Here is a 23,065-nt window from a genome sequence, read left to right on the forward strand (position 1 = left end):
CCGGGTCGGGAGGCGCGAGGTTAACGCGTCCGCGTGAGGACGCGTCAGGCGATGCCGAGCCCCGGAATCGCGCTGATCGTGTCCGGGTCGAAGCCCGCCTTGCGCGCGAAGTCGCGGCCACGGTCGACGTAGTCGCGCCAAACGCCGAAGCTCGGCGCGCCTGGGGAGAGCAGAATCACCGGCGATTTTGCGTCCACGCACTTGAGCGCGTCGCGTGCCTGCGCCATCGCATCCGACAGGTCGGTCGCGGCGCGCAGGTCGAAACCATCTTGCTTTGCGACGGGTTCAAGCAATGAATGGATGCGCGGACCGTTCGCACCCGACGTCACGATCGCCTTCGGAGCGTGCGTATTCATCGATGCCGCGAAGTCCGACCAGTCGAGGCCACGATCATGCCCGCCAACCAGCACGGCAACGTCACGATCTGCGAAACATTCGAGTGCCGCCAGCGTCGCGTGCGGCGTCGTGCTGATCGAATCGTTGACGTAGGTGATGCCGTCACGCTCGCCGAGCGTCTGCAGGCGGTTCGGCAGCGGGCGGAAACCGAATGCGGCTTGCGCGAGCGGCGCCGCATCGATGCCGAGTGCCTCGATGGCCGTCAGCACCGCCGCGAGGTTGCCGCGGTTGTGACGGCCCGGCAGCGGAAGGCCGCGTGTGTCCATCACCGCTTCATCGCCGCGATGAAGGATGTCGTCACGCAGGTGCCAGCCCCGTTCGCGGCCGAACCAGCGGACGTCGATGTCCGCCGGGAGCTCCAGTTTCGAAAGAATGGGGTCCGCCGCGTTGAGCACCGCGATGCGCGGGCGCGCGTCGGTCACCAGCCGCAGCTTGTCGGCGATGTAGCGCTCGTGCGAGCCGTGCCAGTCGAGGTGCTCGGGGAACAGGTTGAGGACGATCGCGACTTCCGGGCGCGCGCCACTCGCCGCCACGTCGCCCGTCTGGTAGCTCGACAGCTCGACCGCCCAGAACTCCGGTGCGGGCTCGGGGTCGAGAACTTCGAGCAACGGCAGCCCGATGTTGCCGACGAGCGCGGTGCGGTGACCCGCGCTCCGGAGCAGATGTGCGAGGAGCGAAGTCGTCGTGCTCTTGCCTTTCGTGCCCGTGATGCAGACGGTGTTCGCGACGACGTCATCGGCACCCGCGTGTTCGCCGAACCACAGCGATGTGCCGCCGATCAGTGATGCACCGGCTTCGCGTGCGGCCTTAGCGGCGTCTCCGTAAGGACTGATGCCGGGCGATTTGACGATGACATCGAACGCAGCGAGCGACGTGCCGTCGACGTGCGTGGCCATCACAAGATTCGCGTCGTGCAGCGACGAAGCATCGATCGCCTCGTCGGCGGAGCAGAACAGCGTCAGCGGCAGCGACGGCAGCCGCGAACGAATCGCGCGATACGCAGCGCGGCCTTCGCGGCCCCAGCCCCAGAGCGCAACGCGGCGCCCGTCAAGCTGCGAAATGCGCACGCAGGCGGGCCCAGAGCGCGTCGGGAATGCCGTGCTCGCCGTCGATGTTCAGCAGCGACTCGACGGCCGGCACGCCATCGAGTTGCGGAAGGATCTCGCGCGCAAAGCGCTCGACGATCGCGTCCTCGCGCCATTCCGGGCGCTGCGCGAGCGCGGCCATCGCGCCACGCGATTCCTGACCTTCGCCCACGCATTCGAACGGTTTGTGATCGCGATATTCGAGCAGCGCATCGAAGCCGCCCGTCTGCGACGGCTCGTCGAGCAGGTTGCGACCGAAGATGCCAACCAGCCGCGGCTTGCTCATGAAGGGCGCGAGCGCCAGGAATACGAAGTGGCACTTCGGACAGATGCCGCACCAACGCTGCGCGGGGCGTTCACCGAGGATGTGGAAATTGCGGTTGCAGCTGGAGAAGTGCTGGTCGTAGCGATCGCTCTTCGCGAACTGGCGCGCGACCGCGAGTTCGCTCAGCGGGCGAAGCAGCGAGTAGTAGCGAAGGTCGGCGGCGACATGCGACCGCAGGTGCGCGGCGAAATCACGCTCGAACTGCCAGCCCTTCGACCACTGGTGGTTGACCTCGCCCGTGCCTTCGATCATCGAGCCATAGCTGGCCGAACGTTCGTTCGAGAACACGACTTGGTCGATGCCCAGCACCAAGGCCGCGAGCGCAAGGATCGCGGAGTTCACCGCGGTCACCGGAATGTGCCCGTTCCACGCGCCGCTGCGGTTGTACTCGAACAGCTGCGGCGCAAGCTGGCGGCCGACGTTGAGCGTCGGCAGGCCCGTGCGCTCCGCGCAGGCGGCGATGAGCTGCGAGCCGCCGATCCACGTTACGGTCTGTGCGACGCCTGCCATGCGAAGCGATTCGATGCTGACCAGCGAGTCCTTGCCGCCGCCGATCGCGGTCAGCGCGTGTTCGCGCAGGCCAAGCGCCGGCGCATTAGTCGACGACGTTGCATTCGCCGGGAAACGGATCGTGCCACGCAGGCGCAAACCGTTGCGATACGCGAATTCGCCGAGTCCGTTCTCGTAGACCTCGGTCAGCAGCGCGGCCATCTCGGCATCAATGTCGTAGCTCTCGATGCGGATCTGTTTCGGCACCGCGGCCTTGTAATAGCTGACACCCGCAATGAGGTGCAGCAACTGCACCGCGCGCTGCACGGCATCGGCACGCGCCGACTCCAGCGTGAACGGCGCACCAGGAATGGTGACGGTCTCGACCAGCTCAGGGCTGTCGTCGAAGGCGTACACCAGCGACGCCACGCCCGTCGACGCATCGAAGTCGCAGCGGACGAAACGGAACGCCTGAATCGCGTCGCGCGAGAAGCGCCAATCAGTCATCGAGAATGTCCTCGGCCGGCAGCGGCCGCAGGTTGTAGGTGTTCGCCATCGCCATGCCGTAGGCACCGGCGTCGGCGATCAGCACGACATCGCCCTCGCCGGTGGCAGCCGGCATGCGACGACCGCGACCGAGCACGTCACCGCTTTCGCAGATCGGCCCGACAACGTCGAATGTGTCGAGCGACGCGTCGTCGATGCGGGTGAGGTTGTGGATGCCGTGGTAGGCGTCGTACATCGCCGGGCGTGCGAGCGCATTCATGCCGGCGTCGAGACCGATGCGACGGATGCCATCCTTCTCGATCACCTGCGTGACGTGCAGCAGCAGCGCGCCGGCTTCGGCGACGAGGAAGCGGCCCGGCTCGATCGCGAGGCGACAACGGGGATACGCCGCCTTGATGTCGCGCACGCCTTGGCGCCAGGTGTCGAGATCGAACGGCCGCGCATCCGGCGTGTAAGGAACGGGAAAGCCGCCACCGATGTCGATGGTGTCCACCGTTTCGCTCGAATCGGCGAGCGCGGCGAGCGTGCCGTAGACCTCGCGCCAGTGCGCCGGGTCGTCGATGCCGCTGCCGAGGTGCGCATGCAGACCTGTGACGCGCAGGCCTAGCTTGCGCGCCTCGCTCATGAAGGCATCGAAGCGCGCAATCGGCAGTCCGAACTTCGCTTCGGCGCCGCCCGTGCGCACCTTCTCGTGGTGGCCGTCGCCGTGACCAAGATCGAGCCGCAGCCACGCATTGCGACCGCGCACCACGTCCGGCCAGCGCTGCAGCATCTCGACGTTGTCGAGCGTGACGTTGATGCCGGCGGCGAACGCGGCTTCGTATTCGCGACGTGGCGCGAAGCTGGGCGTGAACAGGATGCGCGACGGATCGAGCCCCGGCAGCGTCGCGCGCACGTGCTCGACTTCCGCCATCGACACGCATTCGAAGCCGAAACCCACCACTTCGAGCGCGCGAAGGATTTCGGGATGCGCATTCGCCTTCAGTGCGTAGAACCCGCAGTCGACCGGCCCGCCGTCGAGCAACGAGCGCGCACGTTCGCGCACGGTCGGCAGGTGGTAGACATAGCGAGGTGTGTCGCCGTCGGCGCGTGCAAGCAGCGCGTCGCGACGCGTGATCCACCACGGCGTCGCGCGTTGCGGGCGACCGTGCACGACATCGCGCCATGCCGGGCCGAACACGCTCTCGTCGAGCACGGGCATCGCGCCGCCGCGCACGAGTTCGGCATGCAGCGTCGGCAGCAGGCCTTCGGCGTCGGCTTCGTCTACGACGAACGTCAGGTTGAGATCGTTCGACGACTGCGAAATGAGATGCACGCGCTCGCGGCCGAACGTCGCCCATACATCCGACAGCTTGTGCAGCAGCGAACGCATGCCGCGACCCACCAGCGTGATCGCCGCGCAAGGCGCGATCACCTTGACGCGACAGACCTCGGCAAGGTCCTCGCTCAACGCGCTAAGCACGTTCGTGGTGACGAGGTTTTCGCTCGGATCCAGCGACACGGTGACATTGGTTTCCGACGAACCGATCAGGTCGATCGACAGACCGTGCTTCTTGAAACGCTCGAACACGTCGGCGAGGAAGCCGACCTGCTGCCACATGCCGACCGATTCCATCGACACCAGCACGATGCCGTTGCGTCGGCTGATCGCCTTGACGCCGGGCACCGTCGCCGCGGTCGCGTCGATGCGCGTGCCGGGAAGATCCGAACGTTCGGTGTCGAGGATCGCCATCGGCACGTTTGCGTCGCGGCACGGACCGATCGAGCGCGGATGCAGCACCTTTGCGCCGGTCGTCGCGATTTCCTGTGCTTCGGCGTAGTCGAGGCGCGCGAGCAAGCGCGCGTCCGGCACTTCGCGCGGATTCGCGCTGAACATGCCGGGCACGTCGGTCCAGATTTCGACGCGCGCGGCACCGAGCAGCGCGCCGAAGTACGCAGCGGACGTATCGGAACCGCCGCGGCCAAGGATGGCCGTGCCACCGTCACCGTGACGCGCGATGAAGCCCTGCGTCAGCACGATGGACGTCGGCTGCGTGGTGAAACGCTCGGCAATGTCGCGGTCGGTGCGGTGATGGCAATTCACAGACAGTCGTCCCGCCCAATCGCTCTGGTTCGGCAGCGAGACGGCGTTGAGCCACTCACGCGCATCGCACCAGCCGATATCGAGACCCTGGGACTTCAGGTACGCGACGCCGAGCGTCGACGACAGCAGTTCGCCCTGCCCCAGCACTTCGGCCTGCCAGTCGAGCTGGCGTTCGTTTGCCCGGGTATCGACCGCGAGTGCCTGCAACGCAGCAAGCCGCTCGCCGAGCACGGCGTCCGCATCGAGACCGAGTTCTGAGCAGAACTCGCGATGACGCGTGACCACCGCCGCGACCTTCGCATGCGTCGCCCCACCTGCCCCTGCGTTCGCGATCGCCTGCAACTCGTTGGTGACGCCCGACAGCGCGGACACCACCACCAGCACGCGTGCGTTCTCGTCCTGCGCACGTTTGGCCGCGAGTCGTCCGATGGTGTCCCAACGGGTCCGGCGCGACACGGATGTGCCACCGAACTTGAGTACGACCCAGCGCGTCGAAGCGGTCACGAGGTTTCCTGGAGGAGCCGTGCGGCACAAGCCGCGGGGCGAGGATGGGAGCACGCGCCGCCGTCCGGGGCGAATGACGCGTACTCATGAGAACGCGCGATTTTATGCGATGACGGGCGCCGCGCGGCCCGCCACAATGCGGTCCCCACGTCCGCCGTCGAAAACCATGACGCAGCGCCGCTTCCTCCAGCTCGATGTCTTCGCCGACCGCCCCGGCGCCGGCAATCCCCTCGCCGTCGTGGTCGATGCCGACGGCCTCGATACCGCGGCGATGCAGGCCTTCGCCAACTGGACCAACCTGTCCGAGACGATCTTCCTGCTTCCGCCCGGGGATGGTGCGGACTATCGGGTCCGCATTTTCACGCCTCGGCAGGAGCTGCCGTTCGCGGGGCATCCGAGCGTTGGTGCGGCCTGGGCGGCGGTCGAAAGCGAACTCGTGGCGCCCGACGCGACGTCGCTGGTGCAGGACTGCGCCGCGGGTCGCCTGCCCGTCGACGTGTCGACGGATCGCGCGATCCGCGTGCGTGCGCCGAAGGCGCGACGCGTTACCCCGCCTGCCGACTCGGAGGCTCGCCTGACCGCCGCGCTGCACGGCGTCGAACGCGGCACGCTGCCCGCCGCGCTCTGGCACAACGGGCCGAGCTGGTGGCTGGTCGAGCTTCGGGACGAGGCCGCGGTGCGCGATCTCGTTCCCGACCTCGCGGCAATCACCGCACTCACGGCAGATGCCGCAGTCGGCCTCGCCGTCTTCGCGAAAGCGGACGCAGGTTCGGACTACGACGTCGTCGTTCGTGCGTTCTGCCCGGCCGACGGCATTCCGGAAGATCCGGTCACCGGCAGCGCGAACGCGGCGATAGGCGAAGCACTTTCCGAAGCCGGACGCATCGCACGCGGCGGCCGCTACGTCGCCAGCCAGGGCCGCGAAGTCGGCCGCGATGGTCGCGTCGACGTACAGGTGGACTACGACGGCGAAGTCTGGATCGGCGGTCGCGTGCAGGCCGTGGTGCGCGGCACCGTCACGTGGTGAGCGGTATTCCGGGCGCCATGAAAAAACACTACGTGCAGCTCGACGTGTTCGCCGACCGCCCCGGCGCCGGCAATCCGCTCGCGGTCATTCCCGATGCGGACGGACTCGACGACGACACCATGCAGGCCATCGCGCGCTGGACGCGTCTTCCGGAAACGACGTTCGTCTTCCCGCCGACGTCGCGCGAGGCGAGCTACCGCATCCGCATCTTCAGCCCGCGACGCGAAGTGCCGTTCGCGGGGCATCCGAGCGTGGGTACAGCGAGCGTGGTGCTCGATTCGGGACTCGCGACGCCGCGCGACGGCCTGCTCGTGCAGGAAGGCATTGCGGGATTGCTGCCGTTGCGTGTGGACGGCGAAGGTGCAGCGCGCACGATCGCAGTGCGTACACCGCGTGCGCGGCTGGTCGAACAGGTGCAGGCGAACGACGCACGTATCGTCCGCGCGATTGCCGGCATGCGTCTCGGCGCATTGCCGCCCGCACTGATGGATGGCGGTCGACGTTGGTGGCTGGTCGAGCTCGAAAGCGAAGCCGCGTTGCGCAAGCTCGAGCCCGCATGGGGTGCGATCTCGCAACTCGCCACGCGCACGGAAAGCATGGGTGTCTGCGCGTTCGCGCGCGCCGATGACAGTGCGGACTACGACCTCGTCGTGCGCGCCTTTGTGGGTGCCACCGCGCAGTTCGAAGACGCGGCGTCGGGTGCTGCCAACGCGACGCTCGCGGCATGGCTCGCACAGAACGATCGACTGCCCGGCCGCGACGGTCGCTACGTCGTGAGCCAGGGCCGCGAGGTCGGTTTCGATGCGCGGCTGCAGTTGCACGTGGACGACGCAGGCGACGTCTGGTCCGGCGGGCACGTCCGCACAGTGGTGACCGGCAAGCTCGACTGGTGAGGCTCAGCGCGGTGCGCCGCGCTCCTCGATCCACAATGCTTCCCACCACGCGCGGCTGATGCGCGACAGCCGACTCGCGCCATCGAGATAGTCGCTGGCGCGGTAGGCCTCGAGCGCGGCGTCTAGTTCGGGCAGCGATTCGCGCACCGCCGCGACGTTGTAACCGTCGTCACCCGCGCGGATCGCATCGCACATGCGCGCCAGGTCCGTCTTCAGCTCACCCGTGTAGGTCAGCGCCGCGCACTCGACCAGCCATGCGAGATGGTCGATCGCCACCAGCATCGGGCGCGCCTGCGACATGCGTCAGGACTGCACGTCCAGCGAGATCGGCACCGACGCCAGCGCTTTCGAGATCGGGCAGTTCGCCTTCGCGTCCTCCGCGTTACGACGGAACTCGTCGGGTGACAGGCCGGGCGCTTCGCCGCGCACCGTGAGCTTGATCTGCGAGATGTGCGGCCCGCCGTCCATCGACAGTTCGACGTCGGCTCGCGCGTCGATGAAGCTCGGCGGATGACCGGCTTCGGTCAGCTTGGCCGACAGCGCCATCGCGAAGCAGCCCGCATGCGCAGCCGCGATCAGTTCTTCCGGATTGGCGCCCTTCTCATCGCCGAAGCGCGTGTTGAAGCCGTAGCGGGTGTCGCTGAAGACGCCGCTCTGGGGCGTGTCCAAGCGGCCGGTGCCGGACTTGAGATCGCCTTCCCAGCGAGCGGTAGCGTGACGGGTGATGGCCATCGGTTCGACTCCTGAACAGGGAACGCGCACGGTACGTGGCTCGTGCTAAGTCGTCGTGAGCGGCCGTAGCGCGGGCTGTTGCAGCGCAACGCGACGGCCCGGGATCGTCGCGCTATCGTGGACCCAGCCCCGCCATGACGGCCCGCCCAGCATCGCTGTGGCGTGCTGCGCGGACAGCCATGACGGCGCATCGCCGGACCGCTCCGCGGCCCGCGTTGCGGCCGGACATGACGCCGACATCGACGCCCTCGCCCGGACGGCCGCTCCCCTCCCCCCACAGGAGCTTCCGGTCATGGCTTACAGCACAGAACAGATCCGCAACGTGGCCCTCGCAGGCCACCCCGGCGCCGGCAAGACAACGCTTTTCGAAGCCCTGCTGCATGCCGGCGGCGCGATCCAGGCGGCAGGCAGCATCGAGCGCGGCAGCACCGTGTCCGACTTCGATCCGGTCGAGAAACAGCGCGGCCATTCGCTCGATGTCGGCATCGCCAGCACCGACCACGCCGGCATCCACGTCAATCTCATCGACACGCCGGGGTACCCCGACTTCCGCGGACCCGCCGTTTCCGCGCTCGCGGCGGTTGAAACCGTCGCGATCGTGGTGGCATGCGATGCGGGCGTCGAATACGGCGCCCGTCGCATGATGGAGCATGCGAAAACACGCGGGCTGTGTCGCGCGATCGTCGTCAACAAGATCGATCACGGCAGCGACTGCGGCGCCGTACTCGACGCGCTGCGCGAAACGTTCGGCAACGAATGCCTGCCACTGAACCTGCCTGCGAACGGCGGAACGTCGGTCGTCGATTGCTTCGCTGCAGCAACGGGCGACAGCGATCTCGGCCCCGTCGCCGACTGGCACCAGAAGATCATCGACCAGGTCGTCGAGATCAACGAATCAGTGATGGAGCACTACCTCGACCTCGGCGAGGACGGGCTGTCGGGCGACGAACTGCACGATGCGTTCGAGCAATGCCTGCGCGACGGCCATCTCGTGCCGGTGGTGTTCTGCTCGGCGCGAAGCGGCGTCGGCGTGCGCGAACTGCTCGACGTCGCCGAACGCTTGTTCCCGCATCCGGGTGAAGCCAATCCGCCGGTGTTCGTCAAAGGCAGCGGCGCCGACGCGCAGGCGATCGACGCCAAGCCGGACGCGAATGCGCACGTCATCGCCGACGTCTTCAAGATCGTCAACGATCCCTTCGTCGGCAAGCTCGGCGTGTTCCGCGTCTACCAGGGCACGGTGAAGAAGGACACGCAGCTGTTCGTCGACGACGGCAAGAAACCATTCCGCGTCGGCCACCTGCTCAAGCTGCGCGGCAAGGAACACATCGAAGTCGACCAGGCGATTCCCGGCGACATCGCGGCCGTGGCGAAAGTCGAAGAACTGCATTTCGACGCCGTGCTGCACGACAGCCATGACGAGGACCAGATCCATCTCGCGCCGCTCGCGTTTCCGAAGCCGATGTTCGGCCTCGCCGTCGAAGCATCGAGCAAAGGCCACGAACAGAAGCTCGCGACCGCGCTGCACAAGCTCGCCGAGGAAGATCCCTGCTTCCAGGTCGAGCACACGGCGGAGACGAACGAAACCATCGTGCGCGGTCTTTCCGATCTGCACCTGCGGGTGAACATCGATCGGCTGAAGGAACGCTACGGCGTCGAAGTGGCATCGCGGCCGCCGCGCATCGCGTATCGCGAAACCGTTTCGGCCAAAGCCGAGGGTCATCACCGGCACAAGAAGCAGACCGGCGGCGCAGGCCAGTTCGGCGAAGTCTTCCTGCGCATCGAGCCGCTCGATCGCGGCGGCGGATTCGAGTTCGCCGACGAAGTGAAAGGCGGCACGATCCCGGGGCAATTCATCCCGGCGGTCGAGAAAGGCGTGCGACAGGCGCTCGCTGCGGGTGCGCTCGCCGGCTATCCGCTGCAGGATGTGCGCGTCGTCGTGTACGACGGCAAGCACCACGCGGTCGACAGCAAGGAGGTCGCATTCGTCACCGCCGGCAAGCGTGCGTTCGTCGATGCCGTGCTCAAGGCGCGGCCGCAGGTGCTGGAACCGATCGTCGACCTGGAAGTCGTGGCACCGGAAGCGAATATGGGTGACGTCAGCGGCAATCTCGCCGGCAAGCGTGCGCGCATCCTCGGCACCGACAGCACGCGCGGCGAAGTCATCGTCAAGGCGCAGGTGCCGCTGTCGGAACTCGAAGGTTTCGCGGCGGAGTTGAAGTCGATCACCGCGGGGCGCGGGCGTTACTCGATGGACTTCAGCCACTACGAGCCGGTGCCGTCGAACGTGCAGCAGAAGCTCGCGGAGAGCTACCGGCCGAAGGTCGAGGAAGACTGACGGGGGTGCAAAAAAGGGCCGGCATTTCGCCGGCCCTTCGATACATCGCAATGCCCGAACGATTACTCGGGGCGCACGTCGACGCGGACGCGGATGCGGCTGCCCGGGTCGTACGCGGTGCGCGTCGTGTACTGACGTCCGCCGTATTCGTACGTGACGTCGTAACCCTGCACGTTGCGACCGCTTTCGTACGCGCCAGCCTGCATCGGGTCACAGGTCACCACGCGACCGACGCGCGGCGGTTGCTGCACGCGATGCGAGTTGTCGTAGATCTGCTTGCCGGCCATGCCGCCGACCATCGAGCCGATCGCGGACGTCGCGTAACGCGCGCTGCCTCCGCCGACCTGGCTGCCGACCACCGCACCAACGATGCCGCCGATCACGGTCGCAGCGGTGCTGCCGCCCTGCGTGGGCTGGCGAACCGGTCGACCGTAGCGGTCGGTGTACTGGCCGTTGTACGGATCGTTGTAGCCGCCGTCCGCATAGCCATCGCCGTTGCGGTCGTAGCCGCCGTCGTACGGATCGTTGCCGTAACCGTCGGAATAGGTGCGGCTCTCCGTGCAGCGCTGGCCGCCGGTGCTCGCCGCGTAGCTACCGCGCGAGTCGTAGATCGGGTTCGTGCGGATGACCCGCGCGTAGTCGTAGTAGCCGCCCTGCGACGCGGGAACGTTCGACGGGTACGACGACGGATAAGAGGAGTACTGCTGCGCCGACGCCGCGCCCGCGGTGGCGGTCAAGGCAAGCGCGAGGACGGTGGCGGTGACGTGCTTCATCAAGGAGCTCCCACGCCGGGATGGCGCAGTCGCATCCTCGGGTCGGGGCTCTCAATGCATCCTGAACTGGGCGGGCCGAGCGTTAACCGCTCAGCGCGCGTTTACGCGGCGTCGACATCAGGGCCCGCTGGTGGCGGAGCCCAGCGTCCGTGGCTGCACAGACAACTCGGCGCGCATGAAGCCATCGGGATGCTCGTTGGTACGCAGCACGAGGTAGCCGGCGCCGTCGCGGATCTGCTGTGCGATAGACGGTGTAACCGACGCCGTTCCACCGATGATGCGTGCCTCGTCACCGTCCGCGGTGACATCCAGCCGCGCGACCTGCCCGGTGCTTTCGCCTGACGTGCCGGTGTGCAACGTCACCGACGTCGCGCGCTCGGTCAGCCCGGAGACGACCATGTCGACGCGCACGTTGTTGTTGTCGTCGATCGTTGCACGCGCTTCGCCGCTGGGCGGCCGTACGTCGGCTTCGGGCGCACGCACGGGCGCGAAACGCCCCTGCAGATGCGCAGGCTGCGCGAATGCGGCCAGCGGGACGATCGAGAAAAGAGTGGAGAGAGCGAGGACAGCAATGGACGGGCGCATGGCGGCGGTTCCGGTTCGGACGCTTCCGGATAGGGCGTCGCGCGCCATGGCGGCGTGAAAAAGCGAGCCGCCGACAGCCCACGTTCTGGCGCGTCCGACAAACGCAACGGTTCACCGACCCGGCGTTCACCCAGCACGTCGGAAGGTTCATCGGTCCTCCGTGGAGTCCGCCGATGCGCCGTGCCCTGCCCGCCCTCGCCTTCGCAGCGTCCGCCGCGCTGTTCCTGACCACGGCGTGCTCGACGGTGGGCGCGCTGATCGGGTCGGAGACGCTGAAGTTCTCGCAGCAGGAGATCCAGCAGAAGCTCGTCCGCAAATTCCCGCGCGACTACGACAAGCTCGGCGGGCTGGTCACGCTGACACTGATGAATCCGCGGCTGTCGATCCCGCCGGGCGATCGTCGCCTGCGCGTCGATTTCGACGTCGCGGCGGGCGCGCTCGGTCACGCGAGCCGCACACCGAACGGTTCGTTCACGCTGACGAGTTCGCTGCGCTACGATCCGGCGACGCGCGGCCTGCATCTGTTCGAGCCGCGCATCGAGAGCGTCGATGTCGCCTCGCTCGGTGGTCGCATGGGCGACACGCTGCGCGGCGCGCTCAACGACTGGCTGTCGGACTGGGCGCAGAAGGAACCCGTCTACCAGTTCGACGATTCGCTGATCGGCCGCCTCGGTGCGCGCCGCGTCGAAGGGACGAAGATCCAAGATGGGCAGGTGGTGGTCCAACTCGGCGAGTGATCGCCCGACGATGCGCATCGCGTGCGCATTGCTTCTTTCCGTGACGCTGGCGGCGTGCGGGCACGATGCCGCGTCGAGCAATGGCACGACGGTCCCGGCGGCCACGGACGACGACACTCCATCGGGCACGCTTCCGACGCCGGAAGCGTCACCTGGCAGCGCGGTCACGGGGATGCCAACGCAACCACCTCCGCCGCCGAGCGCGGAGGCCGTCGCCGCAGCTGCTGCCGCGGTGGCGACACCGCCCGCAGCGCCCGCGGATCCGACGACTGACACCGACGCGCTTCCTGCACCGGTCGACGCCACCGCAGCCACCGACGCCAGCACGCCACCGGTAGCGACGCCCGCTCCCGACCCGAACGCGCCATCGCCCGCGCCAGCGCCCGCCGGCAGCGCCGACGCCAACGCCGCGGCAGCCGTCATCAACCAGTACATGGCCGCGCTCGGCGCCAACGCACCGGCGCGCGCGCAGGGCCTGTGGTCGACCACGCCGAACGATTCCGCGGTGCTGCAACTCGCGCGCGGCACGACGTTCAACGTCGGTGTCGGCGCGCCGGCGGTGGATGCCGGCGGACATGTCACGGTCCCGGTCGACGTGCGCGGCAAGGCCGACGACGGCGGCGATCGCCACGTGCAGGTCACCTACACGCTGCAGCGCACGCAGGGCGGCCCGTGGCGGATCCTCGCCGCGAACGTGCACGACGCGGCACCCTGATCGATACGATGCCGAAGATGCCGACGTTCGTGCTCGACACGAACGCATGGCTTGACCTGCTGGTTTTCGCCGACCCCGCGCTGTCCGGCTTCGCGGACGACGTCAGTGCGGATCGATTGCGTGTCGTCGCCGACGACCGCTCATTCGCCGAACTCGAACGCGTGCTTCGCTACGAAGCGGTTCGTCTCGACGAAGGCGATGCGCAGTCGCACATGTCGATGGCACGCCGCCTCGCCACGCGCATCGAAACGCCATCGATCGCACTACCGAAGTGCCGCGACCCAGACGATCAGACGTTTCTTGAAATCGCAGTCGCCGCGCATGCCGATGCACTGCTGACGCGCGATACCGAACTCTTGCGCATGGCGAAGCGAATGTCGCGCGATCACGGCCTGTTGATTGTCACGCCCGCCGCGTGGCGCGAAATCGTCGATCAGATGTCGAAGCGGTAGGCGAGCTTCACCAGCAACTGCTCGCTGTCGCGCAGGTCGAACGCATCCTGCAGGCGTCCGGCGGCGTCGACGTCGCCCATGGTCGGCTCGTCGAACAGGCTGCCGCCGCGTACGTAGGCGATGTAGAGGTTCGACAGCGGCGCGAGCTCGTAGCGATAGCGCACCTGGAAACCGAGGTTGCTGAGGCCGAACGGCTGGTGCCGGGTCGTAACTCGCAACGGCGTGCCGTCGCTGGCGAGTTTGTAGGTCTGCGGCGCGCGTGCATCCAGGCCGATCGCCTCGAGTCGAACGCGCAATTCCTGGCGGTTGTCGACCAGCCACGTGACGCCGGCCGACAGGAATATCTGGTCGACGCGATACGTCGACAGCGAAGGCACACCCGTCGCATCGGGCCGCCAAAGCAACATGCCGGGATCATGGCTGAGCTGCATCGCGAGCCCGATGTTCGCGTTGTCGCTCAGGTAGTACGTCGGCTCGACATCGACCGACATCGACCCGTGGTCCCAACCGCCGATGCTCTGGCCGTAGTAGTTCGCGTTCCAGTAGAAACCCCACGGCCCGCGACGCGGAATGCCGCGCTCGTAAAACCCGTAAAGCTTCGACGGCATGCGCACGACGCCGTGGCCGCGTGTCACCAGATCGTCGTAGCCCGGCGTGTAACCGGCGACTTCGAAGTACTCGTTGCCGCCGTCGCGCATGTCGCTGCTGCGCGCGAACGACCAGGCGTCGGCGATCTTGACGCCGTGATCGTTGGCCCGATGCGACACCGCACCGCGCCACAGATGGCTGGCGTAGTTCGATTCCTTCGGGATATCCGTGAAGCGCCGCGAGATCTCGTAGCGCCCGTAGTTGAAATTGTTGCGCTCGAGGTAACCAAAGTCGTTGAGCTGCAGGTGATCGCCGAGATGCAGCAGGTAGAGCTGCTGGCGCCAGCCCGCGCCGAGGTCCTGGTCGAACTTCATCTGCGCGCCGGTGTCGCGGATCGACTGCCCGGCCTGGTCGATGTCCGAGCCCACGACGGTCGTGCGCACCGACAGCGAATCCGACGGCGTCCAGCGATGGTCGAACTCGCCGACGTTGGCGGTGCGATCGAGGTAAGGGCGGTCGACGCGCGTGACCATCGCGCCGAAGCCCTGCGTCTGCAGATCTTTCGTTGCGCGCACCGCGTAGAAGTCACGACCGACCTCATCCGCTTCCGTCGCCGCGAACACGCCGTAGTTGAAGCCCGCCGCACTGCCGTTGACCTTGACCGCGGCGGTTACATCGCCAGCGCCGAGCCCGTCATCGCGCGTGCCGCCGACGCGCCGCGTGTACAGCAGCCGGTTCGAGGTATTGAGCGAACCGAACGGGACGTCGAAGAAGCTCTGGTTCTCGGTGAAGAACGGTCGCTTGTCGCTGAAGAACGTTTCGATCGCGCTGAAATTGACGACCAGCTGATCGCTTTCGACCTGCCACGAAATCCGGGTTGAGCGTGGCCGACAGCTGGAACTTGCCGCTGGGTTTCCAGAAGATGTCCGCACCGGTGTCGAAGTCCGCCTTGTGCGCGACGTTGTCGTACACGCCCACCACGTACGGCGTAATCGCGAGCAGCGATTCGCTGTACTTCGGCACGTCGACCTTCTCGAACACCGACAGGAAGCGCGGCTCGGTGAAGCTCACCGCGGGCCACGTCACGCGTTCGCCGGTGGAGCCGATCACACGGTCGAGCACGATGCCGAGCTTGCGCGTGTCGCCCTGCGCATCGCGCATCGGTGCGGTGTACCAGGGGATCAGCATCTCCGCCGACCAGCCTTCCGCGCCCTCGCTGACGGCGTGCTTCCAGTTGCCGTCCCAGTCGGTGCTGAACTGGTTTTCGCTGGTGATGACCGCGTCGATGATGCTGTCCGACAGCAGGATGGTGAAGTTGTAGCCCGCGCGGCCGTCGCCATCGAAATCGACGTAGAGGTTGATGCGATCGAACGGCCCGCCCTTGTCGCGCTGCGCACGGTCGCGGCGACGCGGCACGTTGGCGGGCTGCGTGTTGTGGAACGCGATCGCGAGGCCTTCGGGCGTCGCCTTGAACCAGGCTTCCGTTGGCAGCGACGCGGGCTCGCGCGACAACGGCTGCGTCTGGCGGAAGTCGGTGATGTGGCGCGCGTCGGCCCACTCGGACGGATCGATGTGGCCGTCGACCTTCACTGCATCCGCGGCGAACGCGATGGACGGCAGCGAAGCAAGGACAGCGAGCGCGAGCGTGGCGCGAGGCAAGGCGGACATGCGGAGATCCCGTGGCGGCGCGGCGGGCCCGAGGTGCCCGCAGACTAGTCGGCCGCCCGGAGGCGGCCGAATGTCATAGGTCATGGAGCGCGGCTGGCCTGATACGACAGGCCGGTGCGTTAGGCGCGCTTGCGGGTGCCGGTGCCTCGGCCGCTTCGGGCGGTCGTGCCACGCGTGCCCTGCTTCGACGCGGCCTTCGAGCGGCCCTTCGGCGCCGGCTTGGCCTTCGGCTTCGCTTCCACCTTCGGCTTGCGCTTGGGCTGCAGCATCGTGCCGGTGCAGTTCTTCGAGCCGCAGAGGCAGGCCCAGATCTTCTTCATGCGCGGCGTGTGCGCCTCGCCGAGGGTGATGCCGTAGTTGTACGTCAGCTCCTCGCCCGCCTTGATCGCCTTCTTGGCTTCGATGAAGACACGATCCTTGGTGCGATCGTCGCCGTCAGCTTCCTCGATGATCGAATCGCAGTTCGGCGAGCAGCTGTGGTTGATCCAGCGCGCCACGTTGCCGCGGCGGGCGCCGTCGATCACGTACTCGTCGTTGAGCGTGAACAGGAAGGTGTGGCCCGAGTCGGCCGAACCATCGTCGCTGTTGTCGACGTCGTCGTGCGTGCGGCGCTGGCCGCGGTATTCGATGATCCGTTCGCCCTTGGCGATCGGCGCGATGGCGAACACGCCGGTTCCGTGGATGGCGGAGCGGCGGGCGACGACCTTGCTGGGCATGCGGTGGACCGGATGAAGGGATGCCGCATTCTGCCGTGCCCGGGCGTCGCGGTCACCACGTCATCTTGCGAATGAACCGGCCAGACGCCTGCATTGGCGCGGGCCGGCGTCAAATCGTACAATTCCGGTCCCGATTCGAAACCGCCTGGACGAGGCTCCCGCGCATGCTCCGGGTCACCAAGCTCACCGACTACGCGACCGTCGTGCTCACGGTCCTCGCCGCTGCCCGTGGCGAGGTGCTGAGCGCGACCGAGATCGCCGACCGCGCGGGCCTGGAAGCGACCACGGTCAGCAAGGTGCTCAAGCCGCTCGCGCAGGCTGCGCTGGTCGAAGGCTTCCGCGGCGCGCATGGCGGCTATCGCCTGGGCCGCCCGGCCCGCGACGTCGCGCTCATCGAGGTGATCGAGGCGATGGAAGGCCCGCTCTCGGTCACCGAATGCAGCGTGCACGAAGGGCATTGCGGCATCGAATCGTCCTGCGGCACGCGCCGAGGCTGGCGCCGAATCAACGATGTGATCACGCAGTCGCTGCGCGCGGTGACGCTGCAGGACCTGCTCGATCCGGAACCCGATCCACGCGCCACTCGCCGCATCGCCGTGCGGCTGGCGAGCGCCTGAGGCAACGTATGAACGAACACATCGCCAACGCCGAGATCCACCAGCAGCTCGGCCGACGCTACGAAGCCGGCTTCGTCACCGACATCGAGTCGGATACGTTCCCGGCCGGCCTGAGCGAGGACATCGTTCGCGCCATTTCGGCCAAGAAGGACGAGCCGGAGTGGATGACCGAGTGGCGCCTGTCTGCGTACCGCCACTGGCTGACGATGACCGAGCCGCACTGGGCGAAGCTCGACATCGCGCCCATCGATTTCCAGGCGCTGAGCTATTACTCCGCGCCGAAGGGCCCGAAGTACAAGTCGCTCGATGAAGTGCCGCAGGAGCTGCTCGATACGTACGACAAGCTCGGCGTGCCGCTGCACGAGCGCGCGAAGCTGGCGGGCGTCGCCGTCGATGCCGTGTTCGACTCGGTGTCCGTCGGCACCACGTTCCGCAAGGAACTCGCGGAGAAGGGCGTGATCTTCTGCTCGATGTCCGAAGCCATCCGCGAATACCCGGAGCTGGTACGCCAGTACCTCGGAAGCGTCGTGCCGGTCGGCGACAACTATTTCGCCGCCCTCAACTCCGCCGTGTTCTCCGACGGCAGCTTCGTGTTCATTCCGAAGGGCGTGCGTTGCCCGATGGAGCTGTCGACCTACTTCCGCATCAACGCCAGCGAGACCGGCCAGTTCGAACGCACGCTGATCGTCTGCGAAGACGGCGCTTACGTGAGCTATCTCGAAGGCTGCACCGCGCCGATGCGCGACGAGAACCAGCTGCATGCGGCCGTCGTCGAACTCGTTGCGCTCGAAGGTGCCGAGATCAAGTACAGCACGGTGCAGAACTGGTATCCGGGCGACGAGAACGGCGTCGGCGGCATCTACAACTTCGTGACCAAGCGCGGCGAATGCCGCGGCGCGAAGTCGAAGATCAGTTGGACGCAGGTCGAAACCGGCTCGGCGATCACCTGGAAATATCCGAGCTGCGTGCTGCTCGGCGACGACTCGGTCGGCGAGTTCTATTCGGTCGCGCTCACGCACCACCGGCAGCAGGCCGACACCGGCACCAAGATGATCCACGTCGGCAAGCGCACCAAGAGCAAGATCATCAGCAAGGGCATCAGTGCGGGCCGCGGGCAGAACACGTATCGCGGGCTGGTGCGCGTCGAGCGCACCGCGGACGACGCGCGCAACTACACACAGTGCGACTCGCTGCTGATCGGCAAGAAGTGCGGCGCGCACACGTTCCCGTACATCGAGGTTCGGCACCCGGGTGCGAAGGTCGAGCACGAAGCGACGACCTCGAAGATCAGCGACGACCAGATGTTCTATTGCCGGTCGCGCGGCATTTCCGAAGAAGACGCGGTGTCGATGATCGTCGACGGCTTCTGCAAGTCGGTGTTCAAGGAGCTGCCGATGGAGTTCGCCGTCGAGGCGAAGAAGCTGCTCGAAGTGAGCCTTGAAGGTTCGGTCGGGTGATAGCCCGCGTTTAGCGACGGCCGGAAGGCATTCGCTGCGTCACGCGCGCTCGGGCAGGACGCCCGGGCCGGGGCAACCCGAAGCGACGAACGTCGCGCCATGGATGGCCACGCAGATCATTGAGAAGCGAAACGAAACGATGCTGAAGATCGAAAACCTCCACGTCCGCGTCGCCGGCAAGGACATCCTCAAGGGCCTCACGCTCGACGTCGCGGCCGGCCAGGTCCACGCGATCATGGGCCCGAACGGCGCGGGCAAGTCCACGCTCGGCAACGTGCTCGCCGGTCGCGAAGGCTACGAGGTGGTCGACGGCACGATCGAGTTCGATGGCCGTGATCTGCTCGCGCTCGAACCCGAAGAGCGTGCCGCTGCGGGCGTGTTCCTCGCGTTCCAGTACCCCGTCGAAATCCCGGGCGTGAACAACACCTACTTCCTGCGCGCAGCACTCAATGCGCAGCGCAAGGCGCGTGGCGAAGACGAACTCGATTCCATGCAGTTCCTCAAGCGCGTGCGCGAGAAGCTCGCCGTGCTGCACCTGAAGGACGAACTGCTGCATCGCGGCGTCAACGAAGGCTTTTCCGGCGGCGAGAAGAAGCGCAACGAGATCTTCCAGCTCGCGCTGCTCGAGCCCAAGCTCGCCATCCTCGACGAGACCGACTCGGGCCTCGATATCGATGCGCTGAAGGCCGTTGCCGATGGCGTCAACGCGCAGCGTTCGCCCGATCGCGCGTTCCTCGTGATCACTCATTACCAGCGCCTGCTCGACTACATCCGCCCCGACGTCGTGCATGTGCTCGCCGACGGCCGCATCGTCGAGACCGGCGGGCCGGAACTCGCGCTCGAACTCGAGCAGCACGGCTACTCGTGGGTCAAGGACCGCATCACGCCCGAGGCCGCTGCCTGACATGAGCGCCCTGCTCGATTCCCTCACCGCTGCATTCGACACGCTGCCGCTGCGCGAAGCCGGCGGCCTCGGCGATGCGCGCCGTGACGCACTCGATTCGCTACGTCGCGATGGCCTTCCCGGCCCGCGCACCGAAGCGTGGAAGTACACCAGCCTGCGTCCGCTGGAACGCCGGACGTTCGCCGCGGCGAACGAGTCCCTCGCGTTCGATGCTGCGTGGGTCGCGGGCATACCGTCGCCACGCATCGTCTTCGTCAACGGTCGATTCGCTGCCGAGCTGAGCGACATTGCGCCGCTGGGCGACGGCGTCACCGTCGAGCCGCTGTCAGCGGTCCTCGGGCGCGGTGATGCGCGCGAATGCAACATCCTCGGTCGACGTTTCGACCGCGCGGATGAACCGTTCGCGCGTCTCAATGCGGCGCTTGCGATCGATGGTGCGATCGTGCGCGTCGAACCCGGTGTGCACGCCGCGCGGCCGTTGCATGTCGTGTCGATCGGCGCACCGATCGGTGCCGATGTCGCATCGCATCTGCGTCATCTGTTCGACCTGCGCGAAGGCGCGAGGCTCCAAGTCGTCGAGCAGGCAATCGCCGCCGCACCCCATTCAAACCTCGCGACATCCGTCGCACACGCGCACCTGAAGCCCAATGCGCAACTCGTGCACGCGCGCCTGCAGGACGAGAGCGAAAGCGCGCAGCTGTTCGCGCGTACCGACGCCGTGCTCGCGCGCGATGCGAGCTATCGCCGTCTCGATCTCGAACTCGGGGCGGGCCTGTCGCGTCACGAACTCAACATCGCGCTGCAGGGCGAACGCGCCTGCGCGAACGCGAACGGCGTGCTGCTCGGCGGCGGTCGTCGCCATCTGGACACGCGCCTGGGCCTTGACCATGTGGGTCGCGACAGCCGTTGCGAGCTGATCTGGCGCGGTCTCGCGGCCGGTCGCTCGCGCGCCGCATTCCATGGCGGCATTCTCATCCGCGAAGGCGCGGATGGCACGCAGGCGTCGCTGTCGAACAAGAACCTGCTGCTGTCGGACGCCGCCGAGATCGATTCTCAGCCCGTGCTCGTCATCCATGCCGACGAAGTGCAGGCCGCGCATGGTGCGACCGTCGGCCAGCTCGACCCGACGTCGCTGTTCTACCTGCGCTCGCGCGGCATTCCCGTCGCGGAAGCTCGCGCACTGCTGACCGCCGCGTTCTGCCGCGAGACGCTCGCGGTGCTGGACGACGGCCCGACGCGCGACCTCCTGGCTGCGCGACTCGATGCGGCGTTGGTGCGGATCGAATTGCCATGAACGCGACCGTCGCTCCGATCGTGACCGATTGGGACCGCGTTCGAGCCGACTTCCCGCTGCTGCAGCGCGAAGTCCACGGCAAGCCGCTCATCTATCTCGACTCCGCGAACACCTCGCAGAAGCCGGCGCAGGTCATCGACGCGGTCGACACGTTCTACCGCCGCCACAACGCAAACGTCAGCCGCGCCGTGCATGCGCTCGGCTCGGAAGCGACTGATGCCTACGAGGGCGCGCGCCGCCGCCTCGCCGGATTCCTCAACGTGCGGCCCGACGACCTCGTGCTGTGCAGTGGCACGACGTTCGCGATCAACCTCGTGGCCTACAGCTGGGCGCTGCCGCGGCTGAAGCCGGGCGACGCAATCGTGCTCACGCGCATGGAGCACCACGCCAATATCGTGCCTTGGCAGATCGTCGCGCAACGTACGGGTGCGGTGATCAAGGTCGCGGAGATCGACGAGCGCGGCGAACTCGACCTGGACGCGCTGTACGCGTTGCTTACTCCGGACGTGAAGCTGCTCGGCCTGACGCACGTCTCCAACGTGCTCGGCACGGTGAACCCGGTGCGTGAGATCTGCCGCGAAGCGCATCGCCGCGGCATCGTCACCGTGGTCGACGGTTCGCAGGCCGCACCACATCGCGCGCTGGACATCGCATCCATCGGCTGCGACTTCTACGCGATCACCGGCCACAAAATGGTCGGCCCCACCGGCACCGGCGCGCTGTGGGCCAAGCGCGAGCACCTGCAATCGATGCCGCCGTTCCTCGGCGGCGGCGAGATGATCCGCGAAGTGCGGTTCGAAGGCACCGTCTACAACGATCCGCCGCATCGCTTCGAAGCCGGCACGCCAAACATTGCGGGCTTCGTCGGGCTGGGCGCTGCGGTCGACTATCTGTCGACCATCGGAATGGCAGCGATTGAAGCGCGCGAAAAGGAATTGCTCGCGCATGCGACCGAAGCGTTGTCGAGCGTCGAAGGCCTACGCATTTTCGGCCAGGCACGCGAGAAAGCCGCGGTCATCAGCTTCCTGGTGGAAGGCGCGCATGCGCACGACCTCGCCACGCTGCTCGATCTCGAAGGTGTCGCGGTGCGCTCCGGCCATCACTGCGCGCATCCGCTCATGCACCACTTCGGCGTCCCGGCGACGTGCCGCGCGTCGTTCGCGTTCTACAACACGCACGACGAGGTCGATGCCTTCGTCGCCGCGCTCCGCAAAGTCCGCCGCCTTCTTGCGTGATCCGATGACCGACCTCCGCTTTCGCAATGCCACACCCCGCGACGTCGATGCCATCGTCGCGCTCGTCGAATCGGCCTATCGCGGCGACGACAGCCGCGTTGGCTGGACCACCGAAGCCGACCTTCTCGAGGGCCAGCGAACGGACGCCGACGACGTACGCGCGAGCATCGCGCGGCCTGACAGCGTGATCCTGCTGGCGATCGATGCCGCCACGCGCGAACTCGTCGCCTGTGCGCACGTCGCGCAGGAGGACGGCAACGGTTATTTCGGCATGTTTTCCGTGCGTCCCACGCTTCAGGGCGGCGGCGTCGGCAAACAGTTGCTCGCGCGCGCGGAACGCCTCGTCTTCAACCATTGGCACCTGCCGGCCATGTGCATGACGGTGATCGACGTGCGCGCCGAGCTCATCGCGTTCTACGAGCGCCGCGGTTACCGGCGCACTGGCGTCAAGAAGCCGTTCCCGTACGGCGACGAGCGCTTCGGCCAACCGCGCCGCGACGACCTGCGTTTCGAGGTCCTCGAAAAGCGCGCACCCGCTCGCGCCTTGTCCCGCGCCTGAGCATGGACGGCTGGGCGCGCGTCGGCACGACCGGCGAGATCCTTCCGGGGGAACACCGCGTCGTCTGGGACGGTGACACTCCGATCCTGGTCGTGAACCTCGAGGGCGACTTCTACGCCCTGCTCGACCAGTGCACGCACGAGGACTACGAGCTGTCGGCGGGCCCGGTCGATGCGGACGAAGGCCTCGTCGAGTGCGTGCTGCACGGCGCGCGGTTCGACCTGCGCAGCGGCCGCGCGCTGTGCGGCCCGGCGTATCTGCCGGTGACCAAGTTCCCCGTCGAAGTTGTCGACGGCGTGGTCTGGACTCGCGACGACCGCTGAAAACAGCACGTGTTCCTGAGGACGGCCGCTTCCGGCGGAGCTGATTCGTCGATTTTGTAATTGCGA

Annotated in this window: 21 protein-coding genes and 1 pseudogene; 13 read left to right on the plus strand and 9 right to left on the minus strand. The window is 67.1% G+C overall.

Annotated features, from left to right (window positions below; all coding sequences use genetic code 11):
* Positions 1–44: 44 nt before the first annotated feature.
* From murD to ACVWWW_RS11645, 3 genes are read right to left on the minus strand one after another with little or no spacing between them, the layout of a single operon-like run.
* Positions 45–1,463, minus strand: coding sequence for a UDP-N-acetylmuramoyl-L-alanine--D-glutamate ligase (murD, locus tag ACVWWW_RS11635; protein ID WP_027083404.1), 1,419 nt, complete (start codon positions 1,461–1,463; stop codon positions 45–47).
* Positions 1,444–2,802: a UDP-N-acetyl-alpha-D-muramoyl-L-alanyl-L-glutamate epimerase gene (murL, locus tag ACVWWW_RS11640; RefSeq protein ID WP_036142078.1), complete on the minus strand. Its 1,359-nt coding sequence runs from the start codon at positions 2,800–2,802 to the stop codon at positions 1,444–1,446. Before murL ends, murD begins: the two co-directional genes overlap by 20 nt.
* The gene (locus ACVWWW_RS11645; protein ID WP_027083402.1) at positions 2,795–5,389 is read right to left on the minus strand and encodes a bifunctional aspartate kinase/diaminopimelate decarboxylase; all 2,595 of its coding nucleotides are present in this window, start codon (positions 5,387–5,389) and stop codon (positions 2,795–2,797) included. Before ACVWWW_RS11645 ends, murL begins: the two co-directional genes overlap by 8 nt.
* A 166-nt stretch (positions 5,390–5,555) precedes the next feature.
* Here ACVWWW_RS11645 and ACVWWW_RS11650 point away from each other — a divergent pair, with 166 nt between their 5' ends.
* Positions 5,556–6,416: a PhzF family phenazine biosynthesis protein gene (locus ACVWWW_RS11650; RefSeq protein ID WP_027083401.1), complete on the plus strand. Its 861-nt coding sequence runs from the start codon at positions 5,556–5,558 to the stop codon at positions 6,414–6,416.
* Between the two features lie 17 nt (positions 6,417–6,433).
* Positions 6,434–7,309, plus strand: coding sequence for a PhzF family phenazine biosynthesis protein (locus ACVWWW_RS11655; protein WP_036142075.1), 876 nt, complete (start codon positions 6,434–6,436; stop codon positions 7,307–7,309).
* A gap of 3 nt (positions 7,310–7,312) precedes the next feature.
* On the opposite strand, the gene ACVWWW_RS11660 is transcribed toward ACVWWW_RS11655, so the two are convergent.
* Positions 7,313–7,609: a hypothetical protein gene (locus ACVWWW_RS11660; protein WP_027083399.1), complete on the minus strand. Its 297-nt coding sequence runs from the start codon at positions 7,607–7,609 to the stop codon at positions 7,313–7,315.
* Between the two features lie 3 nt (positions 7,610–7,612).
* Positions 7,613–8,041, minus strand: coding sequence for an OsmC family protein (locus ACVWWW_RS11665; protein WP_027083398.1), 429 nt, complete (start codon positions 8,039–8,041; stop codon positions 7,613–7,615).
* 292 nt (positions 8,042–8,333) lie between these two features.
* Between ACVWWW_RS11665 and fusA the strand changes: the two genes are divergently transcribed.
* Positions 8,334–10,376 carry an elongation factor G gene (gene fusA, locus ACVWWW_RS11670; RefSeq protein WP_027083397.1) on the plus strand — a complete coding sequence of 681 codons (2,043 nt, stop codon included), beginning with the start codon at positions 8,334–8,336 and terminating at the stop codon, positions 10,374–10,376.
* Between the two features lie 62 nt (positions 10,377–10,438).
* Here the strand turns inward: fusA and ACVWWW_RS11675 are convergent, their stop codons facing one another.
* Complete coding sequence (locus tag ACVWWW_RS11675; RefSeq protein WP_027083396.1) at positions 10,439–11,149, minus strand: glycine zipper 2TM domain-containing protein; 711 nt, start codon at positions 11,147–11,149, stop codon at positions 10,439–10,441.
* Between the two features lie 117 nt (positions 11,150–11,266).
* Positions 11,267–11,734: a CHRD domain-containing protein gene (locus tag ACVWWW_RS11680; protein WP_027083395.1), complete on the minus strand. Its 468-nt coding sequence runs from the start codon at positions 11,732–11,734 to the stop codon at positions 11,267–11,269.
* 173 nt (positions 11,735–11,907) lie between these two features.
* Here ACVWWW_RS11680 and ACVWWW_RS11685 point away from each other — a divergent pair, with 173 nt between their 5' ends.
* The 3 genes from ACVWWW_RS11685 (at position 11,908) to ACVWWW_RS11695 (ending at position 13,638) form a co-directional block, all read left to right on the plus strand.
* Entirely contained in the window at positions 11,908–12,471 is a 564-nt protein-coding gene (locus ACVWWW_RS11685; RefSeq protein ID WP_051235271.1) for a DUF1439 domain-containing protein, read from the plus strand.
* Between the two features lie 232 nt (positions 12,472–12,703).
* Positions 12,704–13,186 carry a hypothetical protein gene (locus ACVWWW_RS11690; protein WP_155914352.1) on the plus strand — a complete coding sequence of 161 codons (483 nt, stop codon included), beginning with the start codon at positions 12,704–12,706 and terminating at the stop codon, positions 13,184–13,186.
* Positions 13,187–13,194: 8 nt separating this feature from the next.
* Entirely contained in the window at positions 13,195–13,638 is a 444-nt protein-coding gene (locus ACVWWW_RS11695) for a putative toxin-antitoxin system toxin component, PIN family (RefSeq protein ID WP_036142803.1), read from the plus strand.
* On the opposite strand, the gene ACVWWW_RS11700 is transcribed toward ACVWWW_RS11695, so the two are convergent.
* Both ACVWWW_RS11700 and ACVWWW_RS11705 read right to left on the minus strand, forming a co-directional pair.
* Positions 13,620–15,158, minus strand: coding sequence for a DUF5916 domain-containing protein (locus ACVWWW_RS11700; RefSeq protein ID WP_456998701.1), 1,539 nt, complete (start codon positions 15,156–15,158; stop codon positions 13,620–13,622). The genes ACVWWW_RS11695 and ACVWWW_RS11700 overlap by 19 nt on opposite strands.
* A gap of 987 nt (positions 15,159–16,145) precedes the next feature.
* Positions 16,146–16,610 (minus strand): annotated as a pseudogene (locus ACVWWW_RS11705) (SET domain-containing protein); the annotation flags it as partial.
* Between the two features lie 164 nt (positions 16,611–16,774).
* Here ACVWWW_RS11705 and ACVWWW_RS11710 point away from each other — a divergent pair.
* The 7 genes from ACVWWW_RS11710 to ACVWWW_RS11740 all read left to right on the plus strand — a co-directional run bounded on the left by ACVWWW_RS11710 (position 16,775) and on the right by ACVWWW_RS11740 (position 22,999).
* Positions 16,775–17,227, plus strand: a complete 453-nt coding sequence (locus ACVWWW_RS11710) for an SUF system Fe-S cluster assembly regulator (protein ID WP_027083391.1) — start codon at positions 16,775–16,777, stop codon at positions 17,225–17,227.
* 8 nt (positions 17,228–17,235) lie between these two features.
* Complete coding sequence (sufB, locus tag ACVWWW_RS11715) at positions 17,236–18,684, plus strand: Fe-S cluster assembly protein SufB (protein ID WP_027083390.1); 1,449 nt, start codon at positions 17,236–17,238, stop codon at positions 18,682–18,684.
* A 139-nt stretch (positions 18,685–18,823) separates the two neighbouring features.
* Positions 18,824–19,588, plus strand: coding sequence for a Fe-S cluster assembly ATPase SufC (gene sufC / locus ACVWWW_RS11720; RefSeq protein ID WP_027083389.1), 765 nt, complete (start codon positions 18,824–18,826; stop codon positions 19,586–19,588).
* Position 19,589: 1 nt separating this feature from the next.
* Entirely contained in the window at positions 19,590–20,882 is a 1,293-nt protein-coding gene (gene sufD, locus ACVWWW_RS11725; RefSeq protein WP_027083388.1) for a Fe-S cluster assembly protein SufD, read from the plus strand.
* A complete protein-coding gene (locus ACVWWW_RS11730) occupies positions 20,879–22,117 on the plus strand; it encodes a cysteine desulfurase (RefSeq protein ID WP_027083387.1) in 1,239 nt (412 codons plus the stop codon). Before sufD ends, ACVWWW_RS11730 begins: the two co-directional genes overlap by 4 nt.
* A 4-nt stretch (positions 22,118–22,121) precedes the next feature.
* A complete protein-coding gene (locus tag ACVWWW_RS11735; protein WP_027083386.1) occupies positions 22,122–22,676 on the plus strand; it encodes a GNAT family N-acetyltransferase in 555 nt (184 codons plus the stop codon).
* A 2-nt stretch (positions 22,677–22,678) separates the two neighbouring features.
* Positions 22,679–22,999 carry a non-heme iron oxygenase ferredoxin subunit gene (locus ACVWWW_RS11740; RefSeq protein WP_027083385.1) on the plus strand — a complete coding sequence of 107 codons (321 nt, stop codon included), beginning with the start codon at positions 22,679–22,681 and terminating at the stop codon, positions 22,997–22,999.
* Positions 23,000–23,065: the final 66 nt, after the last annotated feature.

This window comes from Lysobacter sp. HA18 (genome assembly GCF_054057595.1).